Here is a 24984-nt window from a genome sequence, read left to right on the forward strand (position 1 = left end):
CCTTCGTGGCGTCCAACACCCCCGCACCCGAAGCCCCCTTCGATGCTTTCGGTGGCGGTGCGGGTCCTGCCGCTCCGGACACCGAGTGGAACCCCACCGAGGGCTCCCTCCGCGCCGAGAGCCGCTCCGGCGGCCGGCACCGGGTCGTCAAGCAGCGCTCGAACTTCGCCCGCTCCTCCACCGTGCTCGGCGTCGGCGTCATCGCGGCCGTCGGTGCGGGCGGCCTCGCCACCGCGCAGGACAAGCCGCCGGTGGCGATATCGCTCCCCGACCTCCCGGACCTCGACCTCCCGGACGCCAAGGACCTCCCCGGCGTCGGCGAGTTCTTCGCGGACGACAGCGACGAGCAGTACCGCGACTACGCCGAGGGGACCGGCGCCAACGCGAACCCGCTGACCGCCGCCACGTACGTCACCCCGGCCGGCGAGAACACCGACGGCACCGTCCGGACGGCCCAGGCCACCGACACCACCCGGACCACGGTCGGCACCACCGACGCCGGCGAGGTCCTGCGCGCCCGCATCCTCCAGCAGGCCGAACAGCAGCAGGCCACCGCCGACGCCGCCGAGAAGGCCGCGGCGGAGAAGGCGGCGGCCGAGAAGGCCGCGGCCGAGGCCGCTGCCAAGGCCGAAGCCGCGGAGAAGGCGGCCGCCGAGGCGAAGGCGAAGGCCGAGGCGGAAGCCAAGGCCAAGGCGGAGGCGGAAGCCAAGGCGGAGGCCGAGCGGCAGGCCGCGGCGGCGGAGGCCGAGCGCCTCGCCCAGCTCGCCGCGAGCTACTCGATGCCCCTCTCCTCGTACAGCATCAGCGCCACCTACATGCAGTCCGGCTCGATGTGGTCCTCCGGCTACCACACGGGTCTCGACTTCGCCGCCCCCACGGGCACCCCGCTCAAGGCGGTCCACAGCGGCACCGTCAAGTCGGCGGGCTGGTCCGGCTCCTACGGTTACCGGATCGTCCTGGAGCTGGAGGACGGCACCGAGGTCTGGTACGCCCACCTCTCCTCGATGACGGTGGGCGCGGGCCAGACCGTGACCACCGGCGAGACGATCGGCCGCGTCGGCGCCACCGGCAACGTCAGCGGCGCGCACCTCCACCTGGAGATCCACCCCGGCGGCGGCGACGGCATCGACCCGGCGGCCTGGCTCCGTTCCAAGGGCCTCTCGATCTGACGCCCTGAGGTCCCGAGGGACCGAACGGAATAGTCCCGGCGTCGCGGAGGGTTGACCACCTCATGGCCTCCCTCCGCCCGCTGGGCTCCTCCGACCTGCACGTCTTCCCGCTCGCCCTCGGCGGCAACGTCTTCGGCTGGACCGCCGACGAGGCGCAGTCCTTCGCCGTCCTCGACGCCTACGCCGCCGCCGGCGGCAACTTCGTCGACACCGCGGACATGTACTCCGCCTGGGCCGAGGGCAACGAGGGCGGCGAGTCCGAGACCGTCATCGGCCGCTGGCTCGCCTCCCGGGGCAACCGCGACGACATCGTCGTCGCCACGAAGGTCGGCGCCCACCCCCACTTCAAGGGGCTCTCCGCCACCACCATCAAGGCGGGCGTAGAGGAGTCGCTGCGCCGCCTCGGCACCGACCACATCGACCTGTACTACACGCACTTCGACGACGAGACGGTCCCGGTCGAGGAGATCGTCACCGCTCTCGACCAGCTCGTGAAGGACGGCACCGTGCGGGCCGTCGCCGCCTCCAACATCTCCCCCGAGCGGCTGCGCGCCTCGCTCGACTTCGCGGAGGCCGAGGGCCTCGCCCGGTACGTGGCGCTCCAGCCGCACTACAACCTGGTCTCCCGCGACACCTACGAGGGCCCGCTCCTGGAGACCGTAGAGAGCGCCGGACTCTCCGCCGTCCCGTACTACGGGCTCGCCTCCGGCTTCCTCACGGGCAAGTACCGCCCCGGAGCCGCAGTCGACAGCGTCCGGGCCGCCGGGGCCGGCGGGCACCTGGACACCGAGCGGGGCCGGGCCGTGCTCTCCGCGCTCGACACGGTCGCCGAGGCGCACGAGGCCGAGCTCGCCACCGTCGCCCTCGCCTGGCTCGCCTCCCGGCCGACCGTCGCCGCGCCGATCGCCTCGGCCCGTACGGTCGAGCAGCTCCCGGCCCTGGTCGCGTCCACGGAGCTGACCCTCACCGAGGCGGAGCTGACGCTCCTGACGGAGGCGTCGGCCTGACGGAGGCGTCGGCCTGAACGACGGCGCCCCCGGCCCGGCGGGTGCCGGGCCGGGGGCGCCACCGCACCGGATCAGGTCAGGTGGGTGGGGACGCCCATGGCCCCGAGCCGCCAGTCGCTGGGCAGGTACCAGTAGCAGTGGCCGTACTCACCGCCGTAGTCCTTGTCGCCGAAGAAGAGCAGGAGGTTGCCCGTCTCCGGCCCGACGATCCCGTCGACCTCGCTGCCGGTCCACTGCTGGTACCAGCGGATCTGGGCATCGGTCTTGGGGCCCCACTGGCCGTCCTCGGCGATCTGCGCGCGGCCGGCCTTCCTGGCGGCGTCGTTGACCAGGGTCTGGGCGCACCAGACCGCCCCGCCGCTGGTGGTGTACCCGTATCCGACGTACCCGGCGCCCTCGACGGCGCCGGCCGTGCCGCTCGTTCCCCCGACGACCAGGGCCGCCACACCGAGTGACAGGCCCACCTTGGCCGCGATCTTCTTGAGCACGTGTGTCTCCGTTCTCGGATGATCTTCGAGAACGACGGTACTTACGTTCGACATCCGTGGGGCTGTCCCACGGCCATGAGACGTCCCGGGACGGTCCCGATCAGCTCCGGTACGGGTTGTAGCCGCCGTAGTCCAGGTACTGGGGCGGCGCCCACACCCGGCCCGTCGCCCGCGCCGCGTACGTGAGCGCGGGCGAGGCGACCGCCCGGCGCTGCCAGAGGTGGTGCAGCAGCTCCTGCTCCCGGGCCGGGAAGTCCGGGCCCGCCGTGCCGCGCCGGGCCCGGTCCCGGAGGAACGCGAGGGTCGTCGCGAAGGACTCGTACTCGCCGACGGCCTGCGCCGCCGGAGGACCGTACGTCCGGGCGGCGAAGGCGCGGGCCAGCTGGCGGGCGTGCATCGAGGAGAGCGCGAGGGGCTCGGCGGGGGAGAGCCAGCCGGCCGCCGCGTACGCCGGGAGCTCCCCGGATATCGTGCGCAGCTCGCGCTGCCGGCTCCACACCGCGAGCCAGGTCAGCAGCCCGAAGGCGGGGACCATGAAGCCCCCGTACACCGCGAAGAAGGCCAGCGGGCCGCCGAAGGTGGCCGCGCCGTTCCACGCGGCGTGCATGCCCATGGCGAGCAGCAGCCCGGCGATCGGCAGCAGTACCCGCCGGATCCGCTTCCCGCGCGGCGCGAGCGCGGCGAGGCCGAAGCCGATGCCGGTGAGCACGGTGAAGAGCGGATGCGCGAACGGCGACATCACGACCCGTACGAAGAAGGTCGCGACGGTCACCGAACCGAGGCCGGAGGAGCCGAACTCCTGGTCCTCCCCGAAGGCGTTCCCGAGGTAGAGGATGTTCTCGGTGAAGGCGAAGCCGGTCGCCGTGAAACCGGCGACGACGACCCCGTCGACGAGCCCGCCGAAGTGCCGTCGGCGGAAGAGGAAGAGCAGCAGGATCGCGACGGCCTTCGCGCTCTCCTCCACGACCGGCGCGATCACCGTGGCGCCGAGGGATTCCGCCGAGTCCGGGTCGGCGGTGGCCGTCGCGATCCAGCGGACCGCGAAGGAGTTCGCCAGGATCGCGACCAGCGCGGCCGCGAAGGCGCCCCACGCGAAGGCGAAGAGCAGGTTCTTCCAGGGGCCCGGCTCGACCCGGTCGAGCCAGCGGAACGTGGCCATCAGCAGCGGTACGGGAAGCACCGCGAGGCCCAGGCCGACGAGGAAGCCCTCGGTGCCGGTCTGCTCGCGGACCATCGCCAGGATGATCAGGGCGCAGAGCACGAGCAGGGTGACCACGGCGACGGCCCGGACCAGCCGGCTGCGCCAGAAGGTGCGGCGGGGCCGGTAGCGCCACTGCGACCGGTCGGCGGCGGCCGGGAACGCCGGCTCGTCGCTGTCCCGGTGCGGAACGGGCGCGGTCACGCTGTCGGCTTCGGCTCTGCCGTCGGTCTCGGCTTCGGCGGGGGCGGGATTCGACACGTGAGCGACCCTAACGACCCCCACCGACACCGGGCGACGGAGTGACGCACTCCCTGTCACTTCCTCCGGAAGAGGAGGTCGTGCACGACGTGCCCCTTGTCCAGGCCCTGGCCCTCGAAGCGGGTCAGGGGCCGGAAGTCCGGGCGGGGCGCGAAGCCGCCGTCGGCGAGCGTGTTCTCGAAGTCCGGATGCGCGGAGAGCACCTCCAGCATCTGCTCGGCGTACGACTCCCAGTCGGTGGCGCAGTGCAGCACTCCGCCGGGCTTGAGCCGGGTCGCGAGCAGGCTGAGGAACTCGGGCTGGATCAGGCGCCGCTTGTGGTGGCGGGCCTTGGGCCACGGGTCCGGGAAGTAGACGCGGCAGCCGTCGAGGGAGTCCTTGTCGAGCATCTCGCGGAGCAGGATGATCGCGTCGCCGTTGGCGACCCGGACGTTGGTGAGGCCGTTGCGGTCGGCGAGGCCGAGGAGGTTGCCCTGGCCGGGGGTGTGGACGTCCACGGCGAGGATGCCGGTGCCGGGGTCGGCGGCGGCCATCTGCGCGGTCGCCTCGCCCATGCCGAAACCGATCTCCAGGACGACCGGAAGCCCGTCGAACATCTCGCCCAGGTCGAGGATCCGCTTGCCGTCGATGTCGAGGCCCCAGTCGGGCCACCGCTTCAGCATGGCCTCGGCCTGCCCGTAGGTGACACGGCTCCGCCGAGGCTGGAAGCTCCGGATCCGCCGCTCGTGATGAGCCCCGGCGGGATCGGGCAGGGGCCCCTCACCGGGGGCGAACATCCGACTGCCCCGCCGCGCGACAGGCTGGGCGGGTTCGGCGGCGGACTGCGGGGCGTTCTCTGGCTGCTCGGACACAATGTCCGATTCTACGATCGCGACGCCCTTGCCCGGGGCCACGGGGGAGAGGGCGCGGGCCCGGGCGGGGCTCACGGGCCGCAACCCGCCGCCGTCCACCACCCGCGGAGCTACAACCGCGGAGCTGCAACCGTGGAGCTACAACCGCGCCAGCGCCCGCCCCGCCACCTCCCGCCCGATCGGCAGCGAAGCCGTCGCCGCCGGCGACGGCGCGTTCAGCACGTGCACCGTCCGCGGCGCCTCCCGGATCAGGAAGTCGTCGACCAGCGTCCCGTCCCGCAGCACCGCCTGCGCCCGCACCCCCGGCGCCGCGCGCCGCAGGTCGGACTCCTCCACCACCGGCAGCAGTCTCCGTACCGCCGCCGTGAAGGCCCGCTTCGACACCGAGCGCCGCAGCTCACCCGCCCCGTACCGCCAGTGGTCGCGGGCGATCGCCCACGAGCCGGGCCAGGCCAGCGTGGCGCCCAGCTCGCGCGGGCGGACGACGGACCAGCCGTACCCCTCGCGGGCGAGCGCCGGTACCGCGTTCGGCCCGACGTGGACGCCGCCGTCGACGCCCCGGGTCAGATGCACCCCGAGGAACGGGAACGCCGGGTCCGGCACCGGATAGACCAGGCCCCGCACGAGCGAGGGGTCCGCCAGCTCGTAGTACTCCCCACGGAAGGGGACGATCCGCATCCCCGGGTCGTCGCCCGCGAGCCGCGCGATCCGGTCGCAGTGCAGCCCCGCGCAGTTCACCAGGACCCGCGCCCGCACGACCCGCCCGTCCGCGGTCCGCACGGCGACACCCCAGGGGCGCCGGTCGATCACGGCGACCTCCGCCCCGTACAGGATCCGCGCCCCCGAGGCCTCCGCGAGCCGCTCGGCGACGGCGGTGTAGTCGCAGATTCCGGTCGTGCCGACATGGATCGCGGCCAGCCCCCGCACCCGCGGCTCGTACTCGCTGATCTGCGCCGGGCCGAGCTCCCGCACCGGGATGCCGTTCTCCCGGCCGCGCTGCACGAGTGCGTGCAGCCGGGGCAGTTCCTCGCGCGCGGTGGCGACGACGAGCTTCCCCGTCACCTCGTACGGAATGCCCCACTCCGCGCAGAACTTGACCATCTCGGCCGCGCCCTCGACCGCGAACCGCGCCTTGAGCGAACCGGGCCGGTAGTAGATCCCGCTGTGGATCACCCCGCTGTTGCGCCCGGTCTGGTGCCGCGCGAGGGCGTGCTCCTTCTCCAGGACCGTGACCCGGGTGCCGGGGGCGGCACGCGTCAGCGCGTACGCCGTCGACAGACCGACGATCCCACCGCCGATCACGAGCACGTCACAGTCAAACACCAGCGCCACCTCCCACCCCCGATAGTGCACTGGCCCACTGACAATCCCGTGAAACCTCGCGCGGCCTCACGAGACGCGCGTCACGTGGATCGCACACGCGCCACAGACGCCACAGACGCCACAGGCGACACAGCCCACGCGGGCGACACAGGCCACGCGAGCCGCACAGCCCAGGCGAGCCACGCGGTCCACGCGAGCCGCGCAGCCCAGGCGAGCCGCGCGGCCCACGTGAGCCGCGCAGCCCACACAGGGCCTCACACCGGCGCGACGAGGAGCGGCCGGGCCCGCTCCCGCAGCTCCACGACGCGCGGCTCGTCCCCGTACGGTTCGAGCCGGTGCAGCAGATCCCGTACGTACTCGGTCGTCCGTGCAGAGGAGATCCGCCCCGCCACCTCCACCGCGCGCGTGCCCGCCGCGCAGGCCGCGTCCAGATTGCCCGACTCCAGCTCGGCGACGGCGGAGACGACGAGCCGCAGCCCGTGCGAGCGGACGAACTCCTCCGTCGGCCGGGACAGCGCCTGCTCGGTGAAGCGACGCACCTCGCGGGGTGCCTTCAGGTCCCGGTAGCACTCGGCGGCGTCCGCGCAGAACCGGTCGTACGAGTAGAAGCCCAGCCACGTCGGGTCGGCGTCGCCCGCCCGGGACCGCTCCAGCCACCCCTCGGCGGCCTTCAGCGCGGCGGCGGCGGCCGGCCCGTCGCCGGCCTTGGCGTGCGCACGGGCCTCGACGAGCCGGAAGAAGGACATGGTGCGGGCGGTGGCGAGCCCCCGGTTCCGTTCGAGAGCGGCCTGGGCGAGGTCGACGCCCTCGTCGGCGAAGCCCCGGTAGGTGGCCTGGAGGGACATGGAGGCGAGGACGTAGCCGCCGAGGGGCACGTCGGCGGCGGCGCGGGCGAGCCGCAGGGCCTGGATGTAGTAGCGCTGGGCGGCCTCCTGCTGCCCGGTGTCGAAGGCCATCCAGCCGGCCAGGCGGGTGAGCTCGGCGGTCGCCCCGAAGAGCGCGCGGCCGACCTCGTCCGAGTACGAGCCGAGCAGCAGCGGTGCCGCGTCCACGCGTAAGCACTCGGGGACCATCGACGAACGCCAGTCCCCACCCCCGTACTTGGAGTCCCAGCGGCGCGCGTCCTCGGCGGCCTCGCGCAGCTTGGCGACGTCGCTGTGACCCACGCGCGCGTGCTCCGCGGCCGCCGCGACGGCGGAACCCCGGCCCGCCCCGGAGCGGGGGGCCTCGCGCTCCACCGACGGGTCGGCGGGGGTTATCAGCCAACGGGAGGCGGGCGTCGCGTACGCGCTCACGGCGAAGGACCCGGCCAGCGACTGCCAGATGCCGCCGCCTCCGGCCCGCCGACCGGCGAGATCCAGCCGGTACAGGTCGGTGGCCGAGCGGACCGCCTCACCCACGTCACGCGGGAAGGCGAGCCCCACCTCGGGCGCAGGGTCGGCGTCCGCGAGCCCGATCTCGTGCAGCGGCACGGGCCGGCCGAGCTTCTGGCCGATCGCGGCGGCGATCAGATGCGGGGCGGCGCCCTGCGGCACCATGCCCTTCGACACCCACCGGGCCACCGAGGTCTTGTCGTACCGAAGCGTCAGGCCCCGCTGTGAGCCGAGGTCGTTGACGCGCCGGGCGAGCCCGGCGTTGCTGATTCCCGCGAGGGCGAGAACCGTGCCGAGCTTTTCGTTCGGCCCGCGTTGCTCCCTGGACATGACGCCACCCCTCGACAACCCAGACGGCCGCCACGACGCCGGGCATAGGCGTGCGGCATTCGTAAACACAGCGTAGTTCGCCGCATCCCCACCGTTAAGGGGCGGTGTTCCGTATGGCGAGATTGTTGTGTGAACGTCCGGCGACGGGCGTCGTCGACCCGCGCCGCGCTCCGGCCGTGTGGCCGTGCGCCCGGCCGTGCGCTCTCGTCCGGCCGGCGGGGGAGCGCTTCCATGGATGGTGCGTGGGTCGGCCCGCTCGGCCGGGAACGGTGTCCCGGACCAGTGGGCTGGGGGACACCGTCGCCCCATTCCCCGCGGGCGGCGGACGGCGCCGGGAGGCGGGAGCGCCTCCCGGGCTGCCGGTGACGCATGAGCGCGGGGGGTGAGCCGGGCGGACGCCCGGACGCCTCCCAACCCTCCGGGGAGGGTCGATATTTGGCCGAATGACGCCGGTGTCCAACTGGCCCATGCCAGGGGCGCATTCAGCTTTCGCCCGCGTGCACCCGGACTCCACCCCGTGCGCCGTTGCCGTGGCAGCATGTCTTCCACCGGAACGGACGTGGAGGCGCCGATGCGATGGCTGGTGGGCTGGAGCAGCGTCGCCGCGAGCTTCGCGACGACCGCCGGGGCGCGGGCGGGAGCGGTGAACGGCGGCTACGGCTCCACGGCGAGCTACGGCTCCACGACGGGCTACGGCTCCACGACGAACTACGGCTCCACGACGAACTACGGCTCCGGCGCGGCCGACTACGGCTACGGCCCCGGCTCCGCCACCGCGAACTCCGGCCGCACGGCAGCCGAGGGGCGCACGGTGCAACCCGTGGGCGCGCAACTCCTCTGGGGCGACCCCGATCCCCTGTGGGCGGTCGGCGACTGGCGCCCCGACGAGGTGCGCGTGGTGGCCGTCGACGACCACACCCGCCTCGCCGTCCTCGGCTGTTGCGCCGCCACCGACGAGGAGCTGCGGCTCGGCCTGCTCACCGCGCGAGGGGGCGCACTGAGGCATCTGACGGCGTGGCCCGGCAGTTACACCGCCGTCGTCAAGGCCGGCCGCCGTGTCACCGTCACCGGTGATCTCGCGGGCGCCCGGCCGGTGTTCCACACCCCGTGGGCCGGCGGTACGGCCTACGCGACCGCCGCCCTGCCGCTCGCCGACCTCGTCGAGGCCCAGCTCGACATCGGCCACCTGGCCGCCCTGCTCGCCTGCCCCGAGACCCCGGAGGCGCTGCGTGACTCCACCCCGTACGAAGGAGTGCGGCGGGTCCCGCCGGGCCACGCGCTGATCCTGCGGGAGGGTTCGCGGGAGATCGCCGGGTACGAGACGGTGGCCTCGCTCGCCGTCGCGGCGCCCGAGGCAGACGCCCGGCAGTCCGTGGAGGCGGTACGGGACGCCCTGGTCGAGGCCGTCCGGGCCCGGCTCACCGCGCCCCGGCACGCGCCCGAGGCCCCGCTGCCCGATCCGGGCCCGGTCCCCGGGATGGGGCCCGCCGACCGGCGCGCGGCCCGGGGCGGCGGCCCGGCGCCCGGCATCGGCGCCGACCTGTCAGGCGGCAGCGCCTCCGGCACGCTGGCCCTCCTCGCGGCGGGGCTTCCGGGGCGGCCGGGCACGATCCTGGGCCACGGTACGGGCGCGGGGGAGCGGCTCCTCGCGGTCACCTTCAACGACCTGGCGACCCGGTCCGGTTCGGGCCGCGAGGACGAACTGAAGCGGGCCGGGGAGATCGCGGCCGACCCGCGCCTGCACCACGTGGTCGTCGCCGCGGGCGAGGAGGCGCTCCCGTACGCCGCCCTGGACGGACCGCTCACCGACGAACCGGGCCCCGCGCTCGTCACGGCGGAACGCCACCGCAGGCGCCTCGCGGGCGGCAGCGCCGACCACTTCACCGGCATGGGCGCCAAGCAGGTCCTGGACGCCCACCCGGCGCGCCTCGCCGACCTCCTGATGGACCGCAGGCGCCGCTCCCTGGTGCGCCCGGTGACGGCGCTCGCCAGGGCCTCGGGTGCGTCGGCTGGCGCGTTCCTGGTGCCGCTCACCGTGTACAGGGCGGCGCGGAAGCTGGCCCGTACCCCGTACCGGACGGGTCTGGAGGCGGCGGCGCGTCGGGTCCTGGAGGCCAACCGCACGGCCCCGGACGGCTTCGGCCCCCTGGAGGCCTCGCTCTCCGCGCTGGCCTGGTCGCGGCCGGGTCCCGCGGCGCACTGGCTGACGGGGGAGGCGCTGGCCGAAGTATCGGTTCGCCTGAACCGTGCGGCGACGCTCCCCGCCTCCGTACAGCGTCCCGGCGAGGCACGCGCGCGTGCCGCCCTCGCCCGGGCGGCGGCCGACCACCGGGTCCTGGAGCAGGCCGCGGAGATCCGTGGCCAGCGGCTGCACGCCCCTTTCCTCGACAACCAGGTGGTACGGGCCTGCCGCGAGCTCCCCGAGTCGCTCCGGGTCCAGCCGGACGCCCGGGCCGGCGTCCTGCGCACGGTCCTCGCGGGCGCCGGCGTCCACGACCTCCCGCCCGGCTGGGGCGCACCGCACCCGGCGGTCCCGGCCGCCGCCGCCCGCGCGGGCCTGCGCGCCGCGCTCCCCCACCTCCTGGCCCTCTTCGACGCCCCGCTCCTCGCGGACGCGGGCCTGATCGAGGCCCGCGTGGTCCGAGACGCCCTGCGCGCGGCCGCCGACGGCGAACCGGTCCCCCTGGACGGCCTCGCCGACCTGGTCTCCACCGAGCTCTGGCTCCGCCGCCTCCTGGCCCGCCGCGGCTCCTGCTGGACGAACACGACGGAGCCGCGCGCCCACCGGGCGGTCCAGGGGCCGCTGATCCCGGCGTCGAGGTCGCTTCCGGCGTGAGGGCGGGTGACCGCCTTCGGGTGAAACGCCACAGCACGCTCGTTCGAGTGAGCGACTCCCTGATCTGCCCACACGATGGACCTCCGCTGAGAACGTCTCACCGAGCGAAGGAGGCCCGTCATGGCGATGGCGCTGCCGGCGCCGGAGGACGCGTTCTCCGAGGGCATGCCCGGCCGTGAGGGCGCGAGCGTGCAGGAGATCCGGGCCTACGCTCGCGCCGGGATTCCCGTCCACCTGCTCATCGACCGTGGGGCCGGCGAGGCCGTCGTCTGCTCCGAGCCCGTCGGGGACGCCTACGCCCACAAGTTCATCCACACGTTGGGGACAGTCGTCCCGCTTCCCTACCCGCTCGGCTTCGAGCTCGACACATCGGCGTTCTGACGGCCGCGCCCTCAGGGCCCCACCCGGGTAAACCCCGAGGCGCACCCGCACGCCACCGGCCACAATGAGCCGGTGCGGTATCTCATCCTCGGCACCACCGAGGCCCTCGACCCCCGCGGCATCCCCCTCCCCCTCGGCGGCGCCCGCCTGCGCGCGCTCCTCGCCGCGCTCGCGCTGCGCGGCGGACGGGCCGCCTCCACCACCGAGCTCGCGGACGACGTGTACGGGGACGACCCGCCGCAGGACGCGCCCGCCGCCCTCCAGGCCCTGGTCGGCCGCCTCCGCCGGATCCTCGGCGCGGAGGCCGTCGCCTCCACCCCCGGCCCCGGCTACCGCCTCGTCGCCGGCCCCGACGACATCGACCTGTACGTCTTCGAGCGCCGCGCCCGGGACGCGGGCGCCCTCCTCGACGCCGACGACCCCGACACCGCGGCGGCCCTCCTCCGGGAGGCCCTGGCCCTCTTCCGCGGCCCCGCCCTCGCCGACCTGCCGGCCCCGGCGGGCGTCAGGCCCGAGGCCCAGCGGCTCGCGGCCCTGCGCCGGCGCGTCGAGGCGGACCTGCGCCGGGGCGCCACCGACGGACTCGTACCGGAGCTGACGGAGCTCACGACCACGTACCCGTACGACGAGGCCTTCCGCGCCCACCTCATCCGCGCCCTGTGCGCCGAGGGCCGCCAGGCCGACGCCCTCGCCGCGTACGAGTCGGCCCGCCGCACCCTCGCGGACGCCCTCGGCACCGACCCGGGCCCCGAACTCACCGCCCTCCACCACGAACTCCTGACGGGCGGTACGGGGGGAGGCCCGGCCCCGACGGAGGCCCGGCGCGCCACCCCACAGCACACGGAACCGAATCGGCGACCCCACCAGGAACCCCCAGCCCCCACCCCCACCCCCGCACCCCCGGCCCCCGGCAACATCCGCCCCCGCCTCACCTCCTTCGTCGGCCGTGAGCCCGAGATCGCCGCGCTCCAGGACGACCTGGCCCGCTCCCGGCTCGTGACCCTCACCGGCCCCGGCGGCTCCGGGAAGACCCGGCTCGCCGAGGTGGCCGCGCTCCGAGCCGTCGGCCCCGCCGCCTGGATCGCCGAGCTGGCCCCGCTCGACGACCCCGACGCGCTCCCCGGCGCCGTCCTCTCCGCGCTCCGCCTCCGCGAGATGAACCTGATCAACCGCGACGGCCTCCCCCTCCAGGACGACCCGACCGCCCACCTCGTGGAGCACCTCGCCCGCCGCCCCTTCCTCCTCGTCCTCGACAACTGCGAGCACGTGATCGACGCGGCCGCCGCCCTCGCCGAGACGCTCCTCACCCACTGCCCGCAGCTCCGCATCCTCGCCACCAGCCGTGAACCCCTCGGCGTCCCCGGCGAATCGGTCCGCCCCGTCGAGCCGCTGCCGCCCGACCCCGCCCACCGCCTCTTCGCCGAGCGCGCCCGCGCGGTACGGCCCTCGTTCGACCCCGCCGCGGACGCCGCGACCGTCGACGAGATCTGCCGCCGGCTCGACGGTCTGCCGCTCGCCATCGAACTGGCCGCCGCCCGCCTCCGGCTGCTCACCCCGCGCCAGATCGCCGACCGCCTCGACGACCGGTTCCGGCTCCTCACCTCCGGATCGCGCACGGTCCTGCCCCGCCAGCAGACCCTCCGCGCCGTCGTCGACTGGTCCTGGGACCTGCTCGAACCCGCCGAGCGCACGCTCCTCCGCCAGGTCTCCGTCTTCGCCGGCGGCTGGGACCTCGCCGCGGCCGAGGCCCTGGCCCCGGGGGCGGCGGACACCCTCGGCGCACTGGTCGACAAGTCCCTGGTCGTGGCCACACCCACCGACCCGAGCGGGCCCGGCACCGAAGCAGGCAGCACCCACCCGAGCGGGCCCGGCACCGACGCCGACAGAACCCACCCGAGCGGGCCCGGCACCGAAGCAGGCGGCACCGGCCCGCGCGGACCCGGCGCGAGCGAGATGCGCTACCGCCTCCTGGAGACCATCCACGAGTACGCCGCCGAGCGCGCCGCAGAGACCCCCGCGCTCCTCGCCGCCGCCGGCGCCGCCCACACCGCCCACTTCACGGCTCTCACCGAGGAGGCCGAGCCCAAACTGCGTTCAGGGGAGCAGCTCCCCTGGATCGGGCGGATCGAGCGGGACCTCGACAACATCCGCGCCGCCCTCCACCGGGTCCTCGTCGCCACCCCCGACGAGCCCGCCGCCCACCGGCTCGTCTTCGCCATGGGCTGGTTCTGGTGGCTGCGCAACTACCGCGCCGAAGGCCTGGTCTGGGTCGAGCGGGCGACCGCACTCGGCGAGGACCCGGACGACCCGGAGGACCCCCGCTACTGGCCGCGCATGCACCTGCGGATGCTCCACTTCTTCCTCGCCGTCGAGAACCACACCGCCGACCACTTCCGCGACGATCCCGAGGCCGCCGCCCTGGTGGGACGGGTGCGTGCCGCGTTCGGCACCGAGCCCGGCCCCGAGGCCGCCCGCTTCCCGGGCCTGCTGTGGCCGTTCACCGCGTATCTCACCGAGGATCCGCTCCGGATCCGCGCCCTGCTCGACGAGGCCGTCGCCAACTGCCGCCGCCACGGCGGCGACTGGGAGGTCGGTGTCATCCTGATGTTCCGTACGCACCTGGTCGTCGACATGCCCGGCGGCATGACGGGGGTCGACGAGGACCTGGTGGAACTCCGCGCCCTCTCCCGCCGCGTCGGCGACCGCTGGATGGGCGCCCAGATCGCGAGCGCCGCGGCCGAGGCCCACATGATGCGCGGCCGTCACGCGGAGGCCGGGGAGGCGTACGAGGAAGCTCTCGGCCTCGCCCGCGAGGTCGGCGCCCACGCGGAGACCCCGTTCCTCATCGCCCGCCTCGCCGAACTCGCCTACCGCGCCGGTGACATGGAGGCTGCCCGGAACGGCCTCGACGAGGCCTCGCGGGAGGCCGAGCGCTACCACGTACGGGACACCGAGACGTTCGTGTGCTTCCTGGGAGCTGCCATCGCCTTCCACCTCGGCGACGTCGAGGAGGCCCGCGCCCAGCTGGAGACGGCGGGCAGTCTGGCCTACACCGGCACCCCGCCGCCGCACTTCGCGGCGGTGATGACCGGTCTGGCCGCCCGCGTCGAGGCGTACGAGGGCGGGGGCGCCGCAGCCGTGGCCTCCGCCGCGGACGCGCTGCGCGCCGCGCGGGACGCCCAGTGCTCGGACCTCATCTCGGCGGCGCTCGGGGAGGGCCTCGCGGTCACCCTGATCGAGGCGGACGAACCCGCCCTCGCCATGACGGTCCTGGCCGCCGTCGACGGCTGGCGTCACGAGATGCCCCGCTCGGTCCCGGAGCTGCGGGAGGTCGAGGAGGTGACGGCGCGGGCGCTGGCCGCCCTCGGCGCGCCCGCCGTCACCGAGGCCCGCGCCACCGGCACGGACCTCGGCCTCGACGACGTCCTGACGCTGACCGCGACCTACGTCGGTACGCGGCCGGAGCAGGTCAGGAGCAACTGATCCGGGACTCCGCCCAGTCGGCGACGGCGGCCCGGCCGAAGGGGGTGTGCTCCTCCACCACGAGCCGGATCGTGGAACGGCCCGTGATGTCGACGTGCACCGGGAGCGGCGGGTCGCCCGCCCGGACCACGGCGGAGCGCCAGAGCCGCTCCCCGTCCCCGTAGACGGAGAAGCGGACGCCGCCCTGGCCGATCAGGGCGCTCATGTCGTCGACGCCGACGGTCGCGTCGTAACTCGTGCACTGCCGGTTGAGGTCGATGAACAGCGAGGACGGCGCGTGGACGCTGACCCCGTGCCCGTACCGGGTGTCGCTGATAGAGAGGCTGTTCCGCGGCCACATCCAGCTGCTGTCGGCGAGGGACAGCTCGGGCTTGGTGCCGTCACCGAAGATCCCGTACTCCAGCTCGTCGACCTGGTAGACGGCGGGCGGGGCCGGCTTCGGGGAGGGCTTCTCCGGGCTCGGCGTCGGCTTCGGCATGGGCGTGGGCGTCGGCGTCGGCTTCGGCGTGGGGCTGGGTGTCGGCGTGGGCTTCGGAGTCGGAGTCGGCGTGGGGCTCGGCTTGGGGGAGGGCTTCTCCGGGCTGGGCGTCGGCGTCGGTGTCGGCGTGGGCTCGGGCGTGGGCTCGGGCGTGGGCTTCGGCGGGGCGGACGGCACGGGTGGCGGTACGGGCGTCGGCTTCGCCGGGGGCGCGGGTTCCTGCGGTACGACGGGGGTGACGACCGGCTGCGTGGGCTTGGGCGAGGCCACGGGCTGGGGATCCCCGGCCATGGCCCAGACGAGCCCGGCGGCCGCGGCGACGGCCATGGCGGCCGCGAGGCCCGCCTTCGCGGGCATACCGAGCCCCTCGGCGGCGGCACCGCCCGAGGCCGTGCCGCCGGAAGCCCCGCCGGAGGCCGCGGCCGCCGCGGCCGCGCCGGCGGCGCCGACGGCACCGCCCGCGACGACACCGGCGGCCTTGAGCGAGTACCCGGCGGCGAACCAGCCGATGACGGCGATCGGCAGCAGCGCGGGGATCCCGGCGTTGACGTGGGCCAGTTCACCGGCGGCGAGCCGACACTTGGCGCACTCGTCCAGGTGCTTGCGCAGCCCGCGCTCGGCCCGCATCCGCAGCCCGCCGCGCGCGTAGGCGCCCAGCCGGTCCGCGTACCGGGCGCAGTCGCCGCCCGAGGTGAGGGACTGGCTGACATGGGCCTGGAGGTAGGCCTGCTTGAGGCCCTCGCGGGCCCGGCTGGCGAGCACGGCCGTGGCGTTGGCGGTCAGTCCGAAGAGCGGGGCGACGTCGCTCGGCGACTCCTCCTCGACGGTGGTGTGCCACAGCACGGCCTGCCAGCGCTCGGGCAACGAGCGGAAGGCCTGCATGGCGAGCGACTGCTCGGCCTCGTGCATGGCCCGCACGTCGGCGCCGAGGTCCATGGTGTCCTGATCGGAGACCTCGGACGTACGGGAGGCCTCCGCCGCGAACACGGCGAAGTCCTCGACGAGATGCTCCCGCTTCTGCGTCCTGGCCCAGTTCGCCGCGACCCGCCGGACGGTGGTCATGAGGTAGGCGCGCACGGCCTGTTCGGGCCCGGCCCCGCCCCGGACCGCCTGGAGGGTACGGGCGAACACCTCGGCGGTCAGGTCGTCGGCGGTGTGCGCGTCCCGGCAGCAGGTCCTGGCGTACCGCCGGACGGCATCGGAGTGGCGCCGGAACAGTTCCTCGTACGCGGAGTCGTCGCCGTCCCGCATGAGCTGGACGAGCTCGGCGTCGGAGGGCGGCAGCTCGACGGCCGGCGGGAGGACACCCTCGGCCTCGTCACCGAACCCGTCCCCGCCCTGGTCCGTCCCGGCGGCGGCAGCCCCCGCGACGACCCCGGCGCCCTGTCCGGTAACGGACTTGACCGCGCGCTGCGGCGGAACGCTCACGTCGACCGTCGCGGGCCCGCTCGACGGCGCGCTCACCGACGCGGCACCGGAGAGGCCGCCCGGACCACCCTGGCTCGGCACCTGCCGGGAGGGCGGGTCCCCGGTCTCCGCGGCACCGCCGCCGCCCAGCGGATCGTCCCGACCGTCACCGCTCATCGCGGAAGCCCCCGTATGCACGCCCAGACCCGAACACCGGCCAAGACTGCCACAGAGCGCGGGCACGCCGAAGCGCCGCGTCCACTTACCACTCGTCCGGGGCGAGTTCCTGTATCCAGGCGTAACCGCTCACACGTTCGTGCGATGCTCGTTGGTCCGCCCGGAGCACAGCGACGCCGACTCCCCGCGCGGGTCTCCTACCGGGAGCGCAGCCCCTCGAGCAGGATGTCGAGGAGCCGGGTCGAGGCCGCCGCCTGCTGCGCCGCGTCCGGCAGGGCCGGGGCGGCGGTGGCGATGACGAGCAGGACGTCGGCCACGGTCACATCGGCCCGCAGCTCACCCGCCTCACGCGCCCGGTCGACGAGCCGGCCGACGACGTCGAGCAGCTCCGCCGCCCCCGCGTCCTCCCGCTCCTCGGCCGGCACCGAACGAGGCGCGACCACACGCGCGTCGGGATCTGCGACACCCCGCTGGGACGGCACCCGGGCCGCGTCCTCACCGGCGTCGGCGCCCGACCCCGCGGGGTCGTCCACGCCCACCCGCAGGACCTGCGGCGGCAGCAGCCGCCCCGCACCCGAGGCCACCGAGGTCCGCAGGAACCGGGAGAGCGCCGACCACGGCTCGTCCTCCTGGCCCAGCGCGGCCCGCGCCTGCTCGGTCAGCCGGGAGGTCTCCTCCTCGGCTATCCGCCGCACCAGCACGTCCTTGCTGGGGAAGCGGCGGTAGACCGTACCGACACCGACCCGGGCGCGGCGCGCCACGTCCTCCATCGGAGCCCCGTAGCCGAGCTCGCCGAACACCTCGCGCGCGGCGCGCAGCACGTGCTCCAGATTGCGCTGGGCGTCCACCCGCAGCGGTGCGGACCTGCCGCCCGGCATCGGGGACACCGTCCCGTGGCGCAGCTCGGAGCCGGCGCCCTGGGGCACCAGCCCGGCGCTCCGGGCGTCGTCGGCGGTGGCCGTCCCGACGACCGACTGCCAGTGTGAATCCTGAATCTGCATAAGCGTTCCCCCGCTCATGATGTCTCCCCCCGGAGACTCCCCGCCCTGACACGGGGCTTCCGGCCGGCGAGCGCTTCGGTCCACGCGCTCTCCTCCGACACCCCGACGAAGTACGAACATAGTTGAGTCGGGGTCAATTCAGAAGGGGGAGTTCCGTACGGTGCGCCCCCCGATCGGAGCAAGGCCCGGAAGACTCCCGATTCCGACCCCGCTCCCCACCCCTCACGCCCACCGTGACCTGCGCCGTTTCCCCGGCACGCTCCTCGCGCGCCACCCCACGCCTCCGTACCCCTCCGGTCACACAATTTGCCGGGGCTGTGGACAAACCACGGATGGCGTTGCGTCATGGGACAGTGACCGAACCTGCGCGCATTCTCGTGGTCGGCGGTGGCTACGTCGGCATGTACACCGCGCTGCGCCTCCAGCGGCAGCTCAGGGCCGAGCTCAGAGCCGGCGCCGTCGAGATCGTGGTGGTCACTCCCGATCCCTACATGACGTACCAGCCGTTCCTGCCCGAGGCCGCGGCCGGCTCGATCTCCCCGCGCCACGTCGTCGTCCCGCTCCGCCGGGTCCTCGACCGCTGCCGGATCCTCATCGGCGAGGTCGGCTCCATCGACCACGCCAAGCGGACGGCGACCCTCTCCACCCTCGCCACCGAGGAGGAGGGCACCGGTGACATCGAGCTCACCTACGACGAGCTGGTCCTCGCCCCCGGCTCCGTCTCCCGCACCCTCCCGGTCCCCGGCCTCGCCGACCACGGCATCGGCTTCAAGACCGTCGAGGAGGCCATCGGCCTGCGCAACCACGTCATCGAGCAGATGGACGTCGCCTCCTCCACCCGCGACCCCGCGCTCCGCGACGCCGCCCTCACCTTCGTCTTCGTCGGCGGCGGCTACGCCGGCGTCGAGGCCCTCGGCGAGCTGGAGGACATGGCCCGCTACACCGCGCGGTACTACCACAACCTCAAGCCCGAGGACCTGCGCTGGGTCCTCGTCGAGGCCTCGGACCGGATCCTCCCCGAGGTGGGCGAGGAGATGGGCCGGTACGCCATCCGCGAGCTGCGCGGCCGCAACATCGACGTACGCCTGGAGACCCGCCTCGAATCCTGCGAGGACCGCGTCGCCGTCCTCAGCGACGGCACCCGCCTGCCGACCCGCACCGTCGTCTGGACCGCCGGCGTCAAGCCCGCCCCCGTCCTCGCCGCCACCGACCTGCCGCTCAACGGACGCGGCCGGCTCCGCTGCACCGCCCACCTCGCCGTCGAGGGCGTCGCCCACGCCTGGGCCGCGGGCGACGCGGCCGCCGTCCCCGACGTCACCGCCGACGCACCCGGCACGGAATGCGCCCCCAACGCCCAGCACGCCGTCCGTCAGGCCAAGGTCCTCGCCGAGAACATCGCCGCCTCCCTGAGCGGCCGACCGCTCACGGAGTACGCGCACACGTACGCGGGGTCCGTCGCCTCCCTCGGCCTCCACAAGGGAGTGGCCCACGTCTACGGACGTAAACTCAAGGGCTACCCGGCCTGGTTCATGCACCGCGCCTACCACCTCAGCCGGGTCCCCACCTTCAACCGCAAGGCCCGCGTCCTCGCCGAATGGACCCTTTCCGGCCTGTTCAAGCGGGAAATCGTCTCTCTCGGCTCGCTGGAACACCCGCGCGCCGAATTCGAACTCGCCGCCGCACCGCCACCCGACCACGGCGACAAGCCGTCGTCCTGACATCACTGTCAGTGCACTCGTCCACACTGGACGTGTGACCATAGGTGGGCTCACACCTGCACAGCGTGACTCTGCACGGCACCGACACCACGAGGCATACAGATCCGTGAACTTCACCCGTTGGAGCGCCCGGCTCCCCGGCACGCAGCGCCGCGCGGCGCGGGGGACCGAAGGCTCCGTGCCCGCCGCCCGCGGTGAGTACGGGCAGCAGCTGGAGCACCCCGGCACCGAGACCGCCGACGCCGACCACGCCGCCGAGGTACCCGCCCTCGAGGACTTCTCCGTACGGGAGCTCCTCGGCCGCCTCCCCGGCCTGGTCGCCCTCGTGTACGGCCCGGAGCACCGCATCGCGTACGTCAACGACGCCTACGCGGCGGCGTTCGGCCCCCGCCCCGCGGGCGCCACCGTCGCCGACACCTGCCCCGAGGCCGAGGACCTCGGCCTGCTGCCCCTCATGGACCAGGTCCTGCGCAGCGGAAAGCCCCGTACGGTCAAGTCCCGCCGCACCCAGGACGGCGGCTCGTACACGGTCACGTGCCTGCCCGTCGACAGCCCCCACATCGACGGCGGGGTCCTGGTCCACGCCACCGACGTCACCGACCACGCCGAAGCCGCCGAGCGGCTCCGCGCCAGCGAGCGCCGCCACCGCGAGACCGCCGTCACCCTCCAGCGCTCCCTGCTCCCGCAGGAGCTGGAGCAGCCCGACGACCTGCGGATCGCCGCCACCTACCAGCCCGGCGGCACCGACGCGGCCGTCGGCGGCGACTGGTACGACGTGATCACCCTCGGAGCGGGCCGCACCGCCCTCGTCATCGGCGACGTGATGGGCCGCGGCGTCCGTGCCGCCGCCGTCATGGGTCAGCTCCGCACCGCCGTCCGGGCCTACGCCCGCCTGGACCTGCCCCCGCACGAGGTGCTTCAGCTCCTCGACGGCCTCGCCGCCGAGATCGACGCCAGCCAGATCGCCACCTGTGTCTACGCGATCCACGACCCCAGCGAGGGCAAGCTCGTCTACGCCTCCGCCGGCCACCTCCCGATCCTCGTACGGGACGAGGACGGCACCGTCCGCCGCGCCGAGGACCCCACGGGCCCGCCGCTCGGCACCGGCGGCTGGCTGCACGCCTCGGGCTCCATCGCCCTGCCGCCCGGCTCCACCGCCGTCCTCTACACCGACGGCCTGGTGGAGCGCCGCCGCGAGGACATCGACGAGGGCGTCGCCGCCCTGGCCCGCGCCCTCTCCGGCGCGAGCGGCACCCCGCAGGTCGTCTGCGGCCGGCTGCTCCGCGCCCTGGGGGTCACCGCCGAGCACGACGACGACGTGGCCGTCCTGGTCGTCCAGCACCCTTCCCGGGAGGGCTCCGACGCCGAGCTCTTCCACAACGCGGCCCTGGAACTCCTCGGCGGAGTGGAGGCCGCTCCCCGCGCGCGTGCCTTCGCCTCCGGCGTCCTGTCGAGCTGGCGCTTCCCGGTCGAGCTGCGCGACCTGGGCGTCCTCGCCACCAGCGAGCTCGTGGCGAACTCCCTCCAGCACGGCACGCCACCCATGCGGCTGCGCCTCCGCCGTACGGACCGCCGCCTGATCATCGAGGTGACGGACGGGGACGACCACCTGCCGCGCCGCCGCAGGGCGGAAACGGAGGACGAGGCGGGTCGCGGTATCTCGATCATCGCGACGATCGCCTCGTCCTGGGGGAGCCGCCGCACACCGGGCGGCGGCAAAGCGGTGTGGTGCGAGTTCGCCCTCCCGAACAAGCAGGGCTAGTGATCTGGTTGTGAGTTCGCTGGGCACCACGTGAGTTGCTTTGCGTACCACTTTCGTGGGTTTGGCTGACGGGTGTCGGTTGGCTTCGGTCTGCTGTGGGTTGTGGGTGACAACAGGCTGGAGCCGCTGGTCCTGAGTGAGACCGAGCGGCAGGTGTTGAACAACTGGGTCAAGCGCCGGACGACCGCGCAAGGTCTGGCCCTGCGGGCTCGAATCGTGCTGGCATGTGCGGAGAGTGGCCCCAACCTGGCGGTCGCCGCCCGCCTGGGAGTCAGCCGGGGCACCGTCGCCAAGTGGCGCACGAGGTTCCTGCGGGCCAGACTCGACGGACTCGCCGACGAGCCGAGGCCCGGGGTGCCGCGGACCATTACAGACGCCCAGGTCGAAGACGTGGTGGTCCGCACTCTGGAGGAGACGCCTCCGGGCGGAACCCACTGGTCCAAGCGGGAGCTGGCCAAGGCCGTGGGCATCTCGCCGGCCAGTGTCCTGCGGATCTGGCACGCCTTCGGTCTGCAGCCATGGCGGACCGAGACGTTCAAGATCTCCCCGGACCCGTTCCTGATCGACAAGATCCGTGACGTCGTGGGCCTGTATCTCGCCCCGCCGGCGAACGCGGTGGTGTTCGCGGTGGACGAGAAACCGCAGATCCAGGCCCTTCAGCGGACCGCGCCGGTGCTGCCCATGGTCCCGGGAGTGCCCGAGCGGCGGAGTTTCGACTACATCCGGCACGGCACCGTCGACCTGTTCGCCGCGCTGAACACCGCCACCGGCAAAGTGATCACGAAACTGTCCGCCCAGCACCGGGCCGTGGACTTCCGCGACTTCCTCGACAAGATCGACCGCCAGACCGATCCCGGCCTGGCGGTCCACGTGATCTGCGACAACCTCTCCGCCCACAAGGCACCCGTGGTGCACAAATGGCTGCTCGCGCACCCCCGGTTCCAGCTCCACTTCACCCCGACCTACTCGTCGTGGATCAACCAGGTCGAGCGGTGGTTCGCCGAGCTGGAACGGCGCTGCCTGGAGCGTGGGGTGTTCTGTTCCCTCGACGACCTGAAGGCCGCACTCGAGGACTGGATCAAGGTCTGGAACGACGGGGCCCGGCCCTTCAAGTGGACCAAGACCGCCGACCAGATCCTCGACCGCATCTGCCGCTACTGCTCACGTATCTCCGAACCGGGTCACTAGGCGGAAGCCGCCACCTTCTGCTCGGGCTGGTGACGCGCGACCACCTTCGACGGCTTGGCACCGGCGAGCGACGGCTGGTTCTGCTCGGGGGTCAGCTGCTTGCCGAGCCGGACCGCGAGGAACGTGATGCCGAGCGAGAAGAGCACGAAGGTCACGATGTACGGACCGTGCAGCGCGGCCCCCATGGGCCCGCCGACGGCCGGACCGACCGCCAGCGCGAGCTGCTTGACCAGCGCGAAGGCCGAGTTGTACTGCCCGACCATCGACTCCGGCGCAAGATCGGCCACCAGCGGCGCCACGGTCGGCGACAGCATCGCCTCACCGAGTCCGAACAGGGCGTACGTGGCGACGAACGCGGCGGTCGCCATGGCCTGGCTGCCGTGCCCGAGCCCCGCGTACCCGGCGATGAGCCACGCCACGGTCCAGATCAGCCCGACGGCCGCGATCACCCGGCTCCGCTTCCGGCGCTCGACGAACTTCAGCACCAGGAACTGCGCGGCGACGATGACCGCCGTGTTGGCGGCCAGCGCGATCCCGAGCGTCGACGGCTCGATCCCGGCGGCCTCCGTGCCGTACGCGGCGAGACCCGACTCGAACTGTCCGTAACAGGCGAAGAAGAGGACGAAGCCGAGGACGCACAGCTGCACCATCGCCTTGTGCCCGAGCAGCGCGCGGACACCGCCGCCCTTCCCGCCCTCGGAGGGACGGGCGCCCCGGAGCGCGGGGGAACCCGGCAGCCGGACGGTCCCCACGACCGCGCCGAGCACGAGGAACATCGCCGCCTCGATCGAGAACAGCAGGATGAAGCTGCCCGGCCGGCTCGTGTCGACCAGCAGACCGCCGATCAGACCACCGACACCGAGGCCGAGGTTCTGCAGGAAGAACTGCATGGCGAAGGCCCGGGTCCGGCCCACCGGCGTCGAGCACCACACGATCATCGTGGCGAGCGCCGGCTGCAGCACCGCCGTACCGGCACCGAGCAGCGCCGCGGCCCCCACGGCCGCCGGCACGCTGGACGCGAAGCCCATGCCGACCGCGCCCACGGAGGCGACGACGGAGGCCACGAGCAGCACGGGCACCGGCCCGCGCCGGTCGATGGTCCGCCCGCTGAAGGGCAGCACCACGAGCGCGGCCATGGCGAAGACGGCCAGAACGATGCCCGCGGTCGCCGCGCCCAGATCCCGCACCTGTGCGACGTACACATAGAGGTACGGCACGGTGAAGCCGAGTCCGAACGCGCTCAGCGCGCTGCCTGCCTGAATCCGGCGCATCGCAGCGCCCCTCGCCTTGGTCACACTCACCCACTTCACTCGCAGATTCAGAGGTGTAGCTCTGAACCCTGAAGACTTAAACCCTAAAGTTAACTCCTTAACAGTACACACCGAAGGACTTCAACGCCAACGGGAGGCGTGGGATACTCCCCGCATGTCCGACACCCCCGAGCGGTCCGGCCCGCAGGCCCCCCAGGAACCGACCCTCGACGAGCAGATCGCCGCCTACCAGCGCGAGTACCGCGACCTCGACCCCCAGGTAGAGAAGGTCGTCTCCGCCCTCGGCCGGCTGAACCGCCGGATGAACGTGGCGTACGGCCGCCAGCTCGCCGACCTCGGCATCAGCAACGCGGAGTGGGAGGTCCTCAAGACCCTCGTCCTCGCGGGAGCGCCCTACCGCCTCGGCCCGGGCGAGCTGGCCAAGCGACTGGGCCTCACCCCGGCCGCGATGACCCACCGCATCGACCGGATGGCCGGCGAGGGCCTGGTCACGCGCGACCGCGACGAGAACAACCGCGTCCGCGTCATCGTCGAGCTCACGGACGAGGGCCGCTCGAAGTGGCTGGAGGCCATGCGGATGGCCACGGACTTCGAGGAGGAGCTCCTCCAGGACCTCACTACAGAGGAGAGGGGAGTCCTCGGCGAGGTCCTCATCCGCCTCCTGCGCCGCGTCGAGCTCACCCAGCCGGACGCCGGCGGCCGCCTGACGGACCTGGACTGAGGCCACCCCCTGGCGCCACCGGACAGGGGTTGACACGCCCCCACCGGATGCGTAATGTTCTCCGAGTTGTCACGGAGCCGGAACGGTTCTTCGACAGCCACTCCCGCCGCTGATGCGGCACCTCTACTCAGCACGATCTCCCCACCGGGAAGAATTTCGGCATGCCGAAATTCAATTCGAAAGACTCGATTATGAGTTGACGGGGAAATCCGCTAGAGTTCGAGACGTCGGAACGGCCCAACAGCCGGAAAGACAAACCCCGCTGACTGGGGGTCAGACGCCGAAAGGATCTGATAGAGTCGGAAACGCAGGAAGGGCCCGGAGCGAAAGCGAATGGGACCGGAAAGCACCGAGGAAATCGGATCGGAAAGATCTGATAGAGTCGGAAACACAAGAACGAAGGGAAGCCCGGAGGAAAGCCCGAGAGGGTGAGTACAAAGGAAGCGTCCGTTCCTTGAGAACTCAACAGCGTGCCAAAAATCAACGCCAGATTAGTTGATACCCCGTCCATCTTCGGATGGTCGAGGTTCCTTTGAAAAAAGTCCACCCTTAGCCGGGTGG

The 24984-nt window shown here is 73.5% G+C and carries 17 protein-coding genes; 9 read left to right on the forward strand and 8 right to left on the reverse strand.

Going from position 1 to position 24984, the window contains the following annotated elements:
- Nucleotides 1-5 precede the first annotated feature (5 nt).
- Both OG580_RS19080 and OG580_RS19085 read left to right on the forward strand, forming a co-directional pair.
- Nucleotides 6-1169, forward strand: a complete 1164-nt coding sequence (locus OG580_RS19080) for a M23 family metallopeptidase (protein ID WP_267044876.1) — start codon at nt 6-8, stop codon at nt 1167-1169.
- Nucleotides 1170-1231: 62 nt separating this feature from the next.
- Nucleotides 1232-2176, forward strand: coding sequence for an aldo/keto reductase (locus tag OG580_RS19085; RefSeq protein WP_267044877.1), 945 nt, complete (start codon nt 1232-1234; stop codon nt 2174-2176).
- Between the two features lie 71 nt (nt 2177-2247).
- Here OG580_RS19085 and OG580_RS19090 read toward each other — a convergent pair whose 3' ends face one another.
- From OG580_RS19090 to OG580_RS19110, 5 genes are all read right to left on the reverse strand, one after another.
- A complete protein-coding gene (locus OG580_RS19090) occupies nt 2248-2664 on the reverse strand; it encodes a peptidoglycan-binding protein (RefSeq protein WP_267044878.1) in 417 nt (138 codons plus the stop codon).
- Nucleotides 2665-2764: 100 nt separating this feature from the next.
- The gene (locus OG580_RS19095; protein ID WP_267048055.1) at nt 2765-4066 is read right to left on the reverse strand and encodes a PrsW family intramembrane metalloprotease; all 1302 of its coding nucleotides are present in this window, start codon (nt 4064-4066) and stop codon (nt 2765-2767) included.
- A gap of 113 nt (nt 4067-4179) precedes the next feature.
- Nucleotides 4180-4899, reverse strand: coding sequence for a tRNA (guanosine(46)-N7)-methyltransferase TrmB (gene trmB / locus OG580_RS19100; protein ID WP_267048056.1), 720 nt, complete (start codon nt 4897-4899; stop codon nt 4180-4182).
- 213 nt (nt 4900-5112) lie between these two features.
- Complete coding sequence (lhgO, locus tag OG580_RS19105; protein WP_267044879.1) at nt 5113-6297, reverse strand: L-2-hydroxyglutarate oxidase; 1185 nt, start codon at nt 6295-6297, stop codon at nt 5113-5115.
- A gap of 254 nt (nt 6298-6551) precedes the next feature.
- Nucleotides 6552-8000 (reverse strand): MFS transporter, encoded by a 1449-nt coding sequence (locus tag OG580_RS19110; RefSeq protein WP_267044880.1) that lies wholly within the window; start codon nt 7998-8000, stop codon nt 6552-6554.
- A 538-nt stretch (nt 8001-8538) separates the two neighbouring features.
- Between OG580_RS19110 and OG580_RS19115 the strand changes: the two genes are divergently transcribed.
- The 3 genes from OG580_RS19115 (at nt 8539) to OG580_RS19125 (ending at nt 14700) form a co-directional block, all read left to right on the forward strand.
- On the forward strand, nt 8539-10836 hold the full coding sequence (locus OG580_RS19115) for an asparagine synthase-related protein (protein WP_267044881.1): 2298 nt from the start codon (nt 8539-8541) through the stop codon (nt 10834-10836).
- 120 nt (nt 10837-10956) lie between these two features.
- Entirely contained in the window at nt 10957-11217 is a 261-nt protein-coding gene (locus tag OG580_RS19120; protein WP_267044882.1) for a hypothetical protein, read from the forward strand.
- Between the two features lie 72 nt (nt 11218-11289).
- Entirely contained in the window at nt 11290-14700 is a 3411-nt protein-coding gene (locus OG580_RS19125; protein ID WP_267044883.1) for a BTAD domain-containing putative transcriptional regulator, read from the forward strand.
- Here OG580_RS19125 and OG580_RS19130 read toward each other — a convergent pair.
- Nucleotides 14687-16762 (reverse strand): sigma-70 family RNA polymerase sigma factor, encoded by a 2076-nt coding sequence (locus OG580_RS19130; RefSeq protein WP_267044884.1) that lies wholly within the window; start codon nt 16760-16762, stop codon nt 14687-14689. The two genes, OG580_RS19125 and OG580_RS19130, sit on opposite strands and share 14 nt — an antisense overlap.
- A gap of 197 nt (nt 16763-16959) precedes the next feature.
- Nucleotides 16960-17763, reverse strand: a complete 804-nt coding sequence (locus OG580_RS19135) for a TetR/AcrR family transcriptional regulator (RefSeq protein ID WP_267044885.1) — start codon at nt 17761-17763, stop codon at nt 16960-16962.
- A gap of 332 nt (nt 17764-18095) precedes the next feature.
- Here OG580_RS19135 and OG580_RS19140 point away from each other — a divergent pair, with 332 nt between their 5' ends.
- The 3 genes from OG580_RS19140 to OG580_RS19150 all read left to right on the forward strand — a co-directional run bounded on the left by OG580_RS19140 (nt 18096) and on the right by OG580_RS19150 (nt 22431).
- Nucleotides 18096-19481 (forward strand): NAD(P)/FAD-dependent oxidoreductase, encoded by a 1386-nt coding sequence (locus tag OG580_RS19140; RefSeq protein ID WP_267044886.1) that lies wholly within the window; start codon nt 18096-18098, stop codon nt 19479-19481.
- 106 nt (nt 19482-19587) lie between these two features.
- A complete protein-coding gene (locus OG580_RS19145) occupies nt 19588-21243 on the forward strand; it encodes a SpoIIE family protein phosphatase (RefSeq protein ID WP_267044887.1) in 1656 nt (551 codons plus the stop codon).
- A gap of 102 nt (nt 21244-21345) precedes the next feature.
- Nucleotides 21346-22431, forward strand: coding sequence for an IS630 family transposase (locus OG580_RS19150; protein ID WP_267042103.1), 1086 nt, complete (start codon nt 21346-21348; stop codon nt 22429-22431).
- Here OG580_RS19150 and OG580_RS19155 read toward each other — a convergent pair.
- Nucleotides 22428-23702 carry an MFS transporter gene (locus OG580_RS19155; protein ID WP_267044888.1) on the reverse strand — a complete coding sequence of 425 codons (1275 nt, stop codon included), beginning with the start codon at nt 23700-23702 and terminating at the stop codon, nt 22428-22430. The genes OG580_RS19150 and OG580_RS19155 overlap by 4 nt on opposite strands.
- A 154-nt stretch (nt 23703-23856) precedes the next feature.
- On the opposite strand from OG580_RS19155, the gene OG580_RS19160 reads away from it, so the two are divergent.
- Nucleotides 23857-24423 (forward strand): MarR family winged helix-turn-helix transcriptional regulator, encoded by a 567-nt coding sequence (locus tag OG580_RS19160; RefSeq protein ID WP_267044889.1) that lies wholly within the window; start codon nt 23857-23859, stop codon nt 24421-24423.
- Nucleotides 24424-24984: the final 561 nt, after the last annotated feature.

The sequence above is a fragment of the Streptomyces sp. NBC_00094 genome, from assembly GCF_026343125.1.
In the GTDB taxonomy this organism is placed as follows: Bacteria; Actinomycetota; Actinomycetes; order Streptomycetales; family Streptomycetaceae; genus Streptomyces.

Excerpts from the sequence above, each read along its gene's own strand:
- OG580_RS19085 (WP_267044877.1), top strand. The coding sequence starts at position 1,232 with ATGGCCTCCCTCCGCCCGCTGGGCTCCTCCGACCTGCACGTCTTCCCG.
- trmB (WP_267048056.1), bottom strand. The coding sequence starts at position 4,899 with ATGTTCGCCCCCGGTGAGGGGCCCCTGCCCGATCCCGCCGGGGCTCAT.
- OG580_RS19110 (WP_267044880.1), bottom strand. The coding sequence starts at position 8,000 with ATGTCCAGGGAGCAACGCGGGCCGAACGAAAAGCTCGGCACGGTTCTC.
- OG580_RS19115 (WP_267044881.1), top strand. The coding sequence starts at position 8,539 with ATGTCTTCCACCGGAACGGACGTGGAGGCGCCGATGCGATGGCTGGTG.
- OG580_RS19120 (WP_267044882.1), top strand. The coding sequence starts at position 10,957 with ATGGCGATGGCGCTGCCGGCGCCGGAGGACGCGTTCTCCGAGGGCATG.
- OG580_RS19130 (WP_267044884.1), bottom strand. The coding sequence starts at position 16,762 with ATGAGCGGTGACGGTCGGGACGATCCGCTGGGCGGCGGCGGTGCCGCG.
- OG580_RS19135 (WP_267044885.1), bottom strand. The coding sequence starts at position 17,763 with ATGCAGATTCAGGATTCACACTGGCAGTCGGTCGTCGGGACGGCCACC.
- OG580_RS19140 (WP_267044886.1), top strand. The coding sequence starts at position 18,096 with ATGGCGTTGCGTCATGGGACAGTGACCGAACCTGCGCGCATTCTCGTG.
- OG580_RS19155 (WP_267044888.1), bottom strand. The coding sequence starts at position 23,702 with ATGCGCCGGATTCAGGCAGGCAGCGCGCTGAGCGCGTTCGGACTCGGC.
- OG580_RS19160 (WP_267044889.1), top strand. The coding sequence starts at position 23,857 with ATGTCCGACACCCCCGAGCGGTCCGGCCCGCAGGCCCCCCAGGAACCG.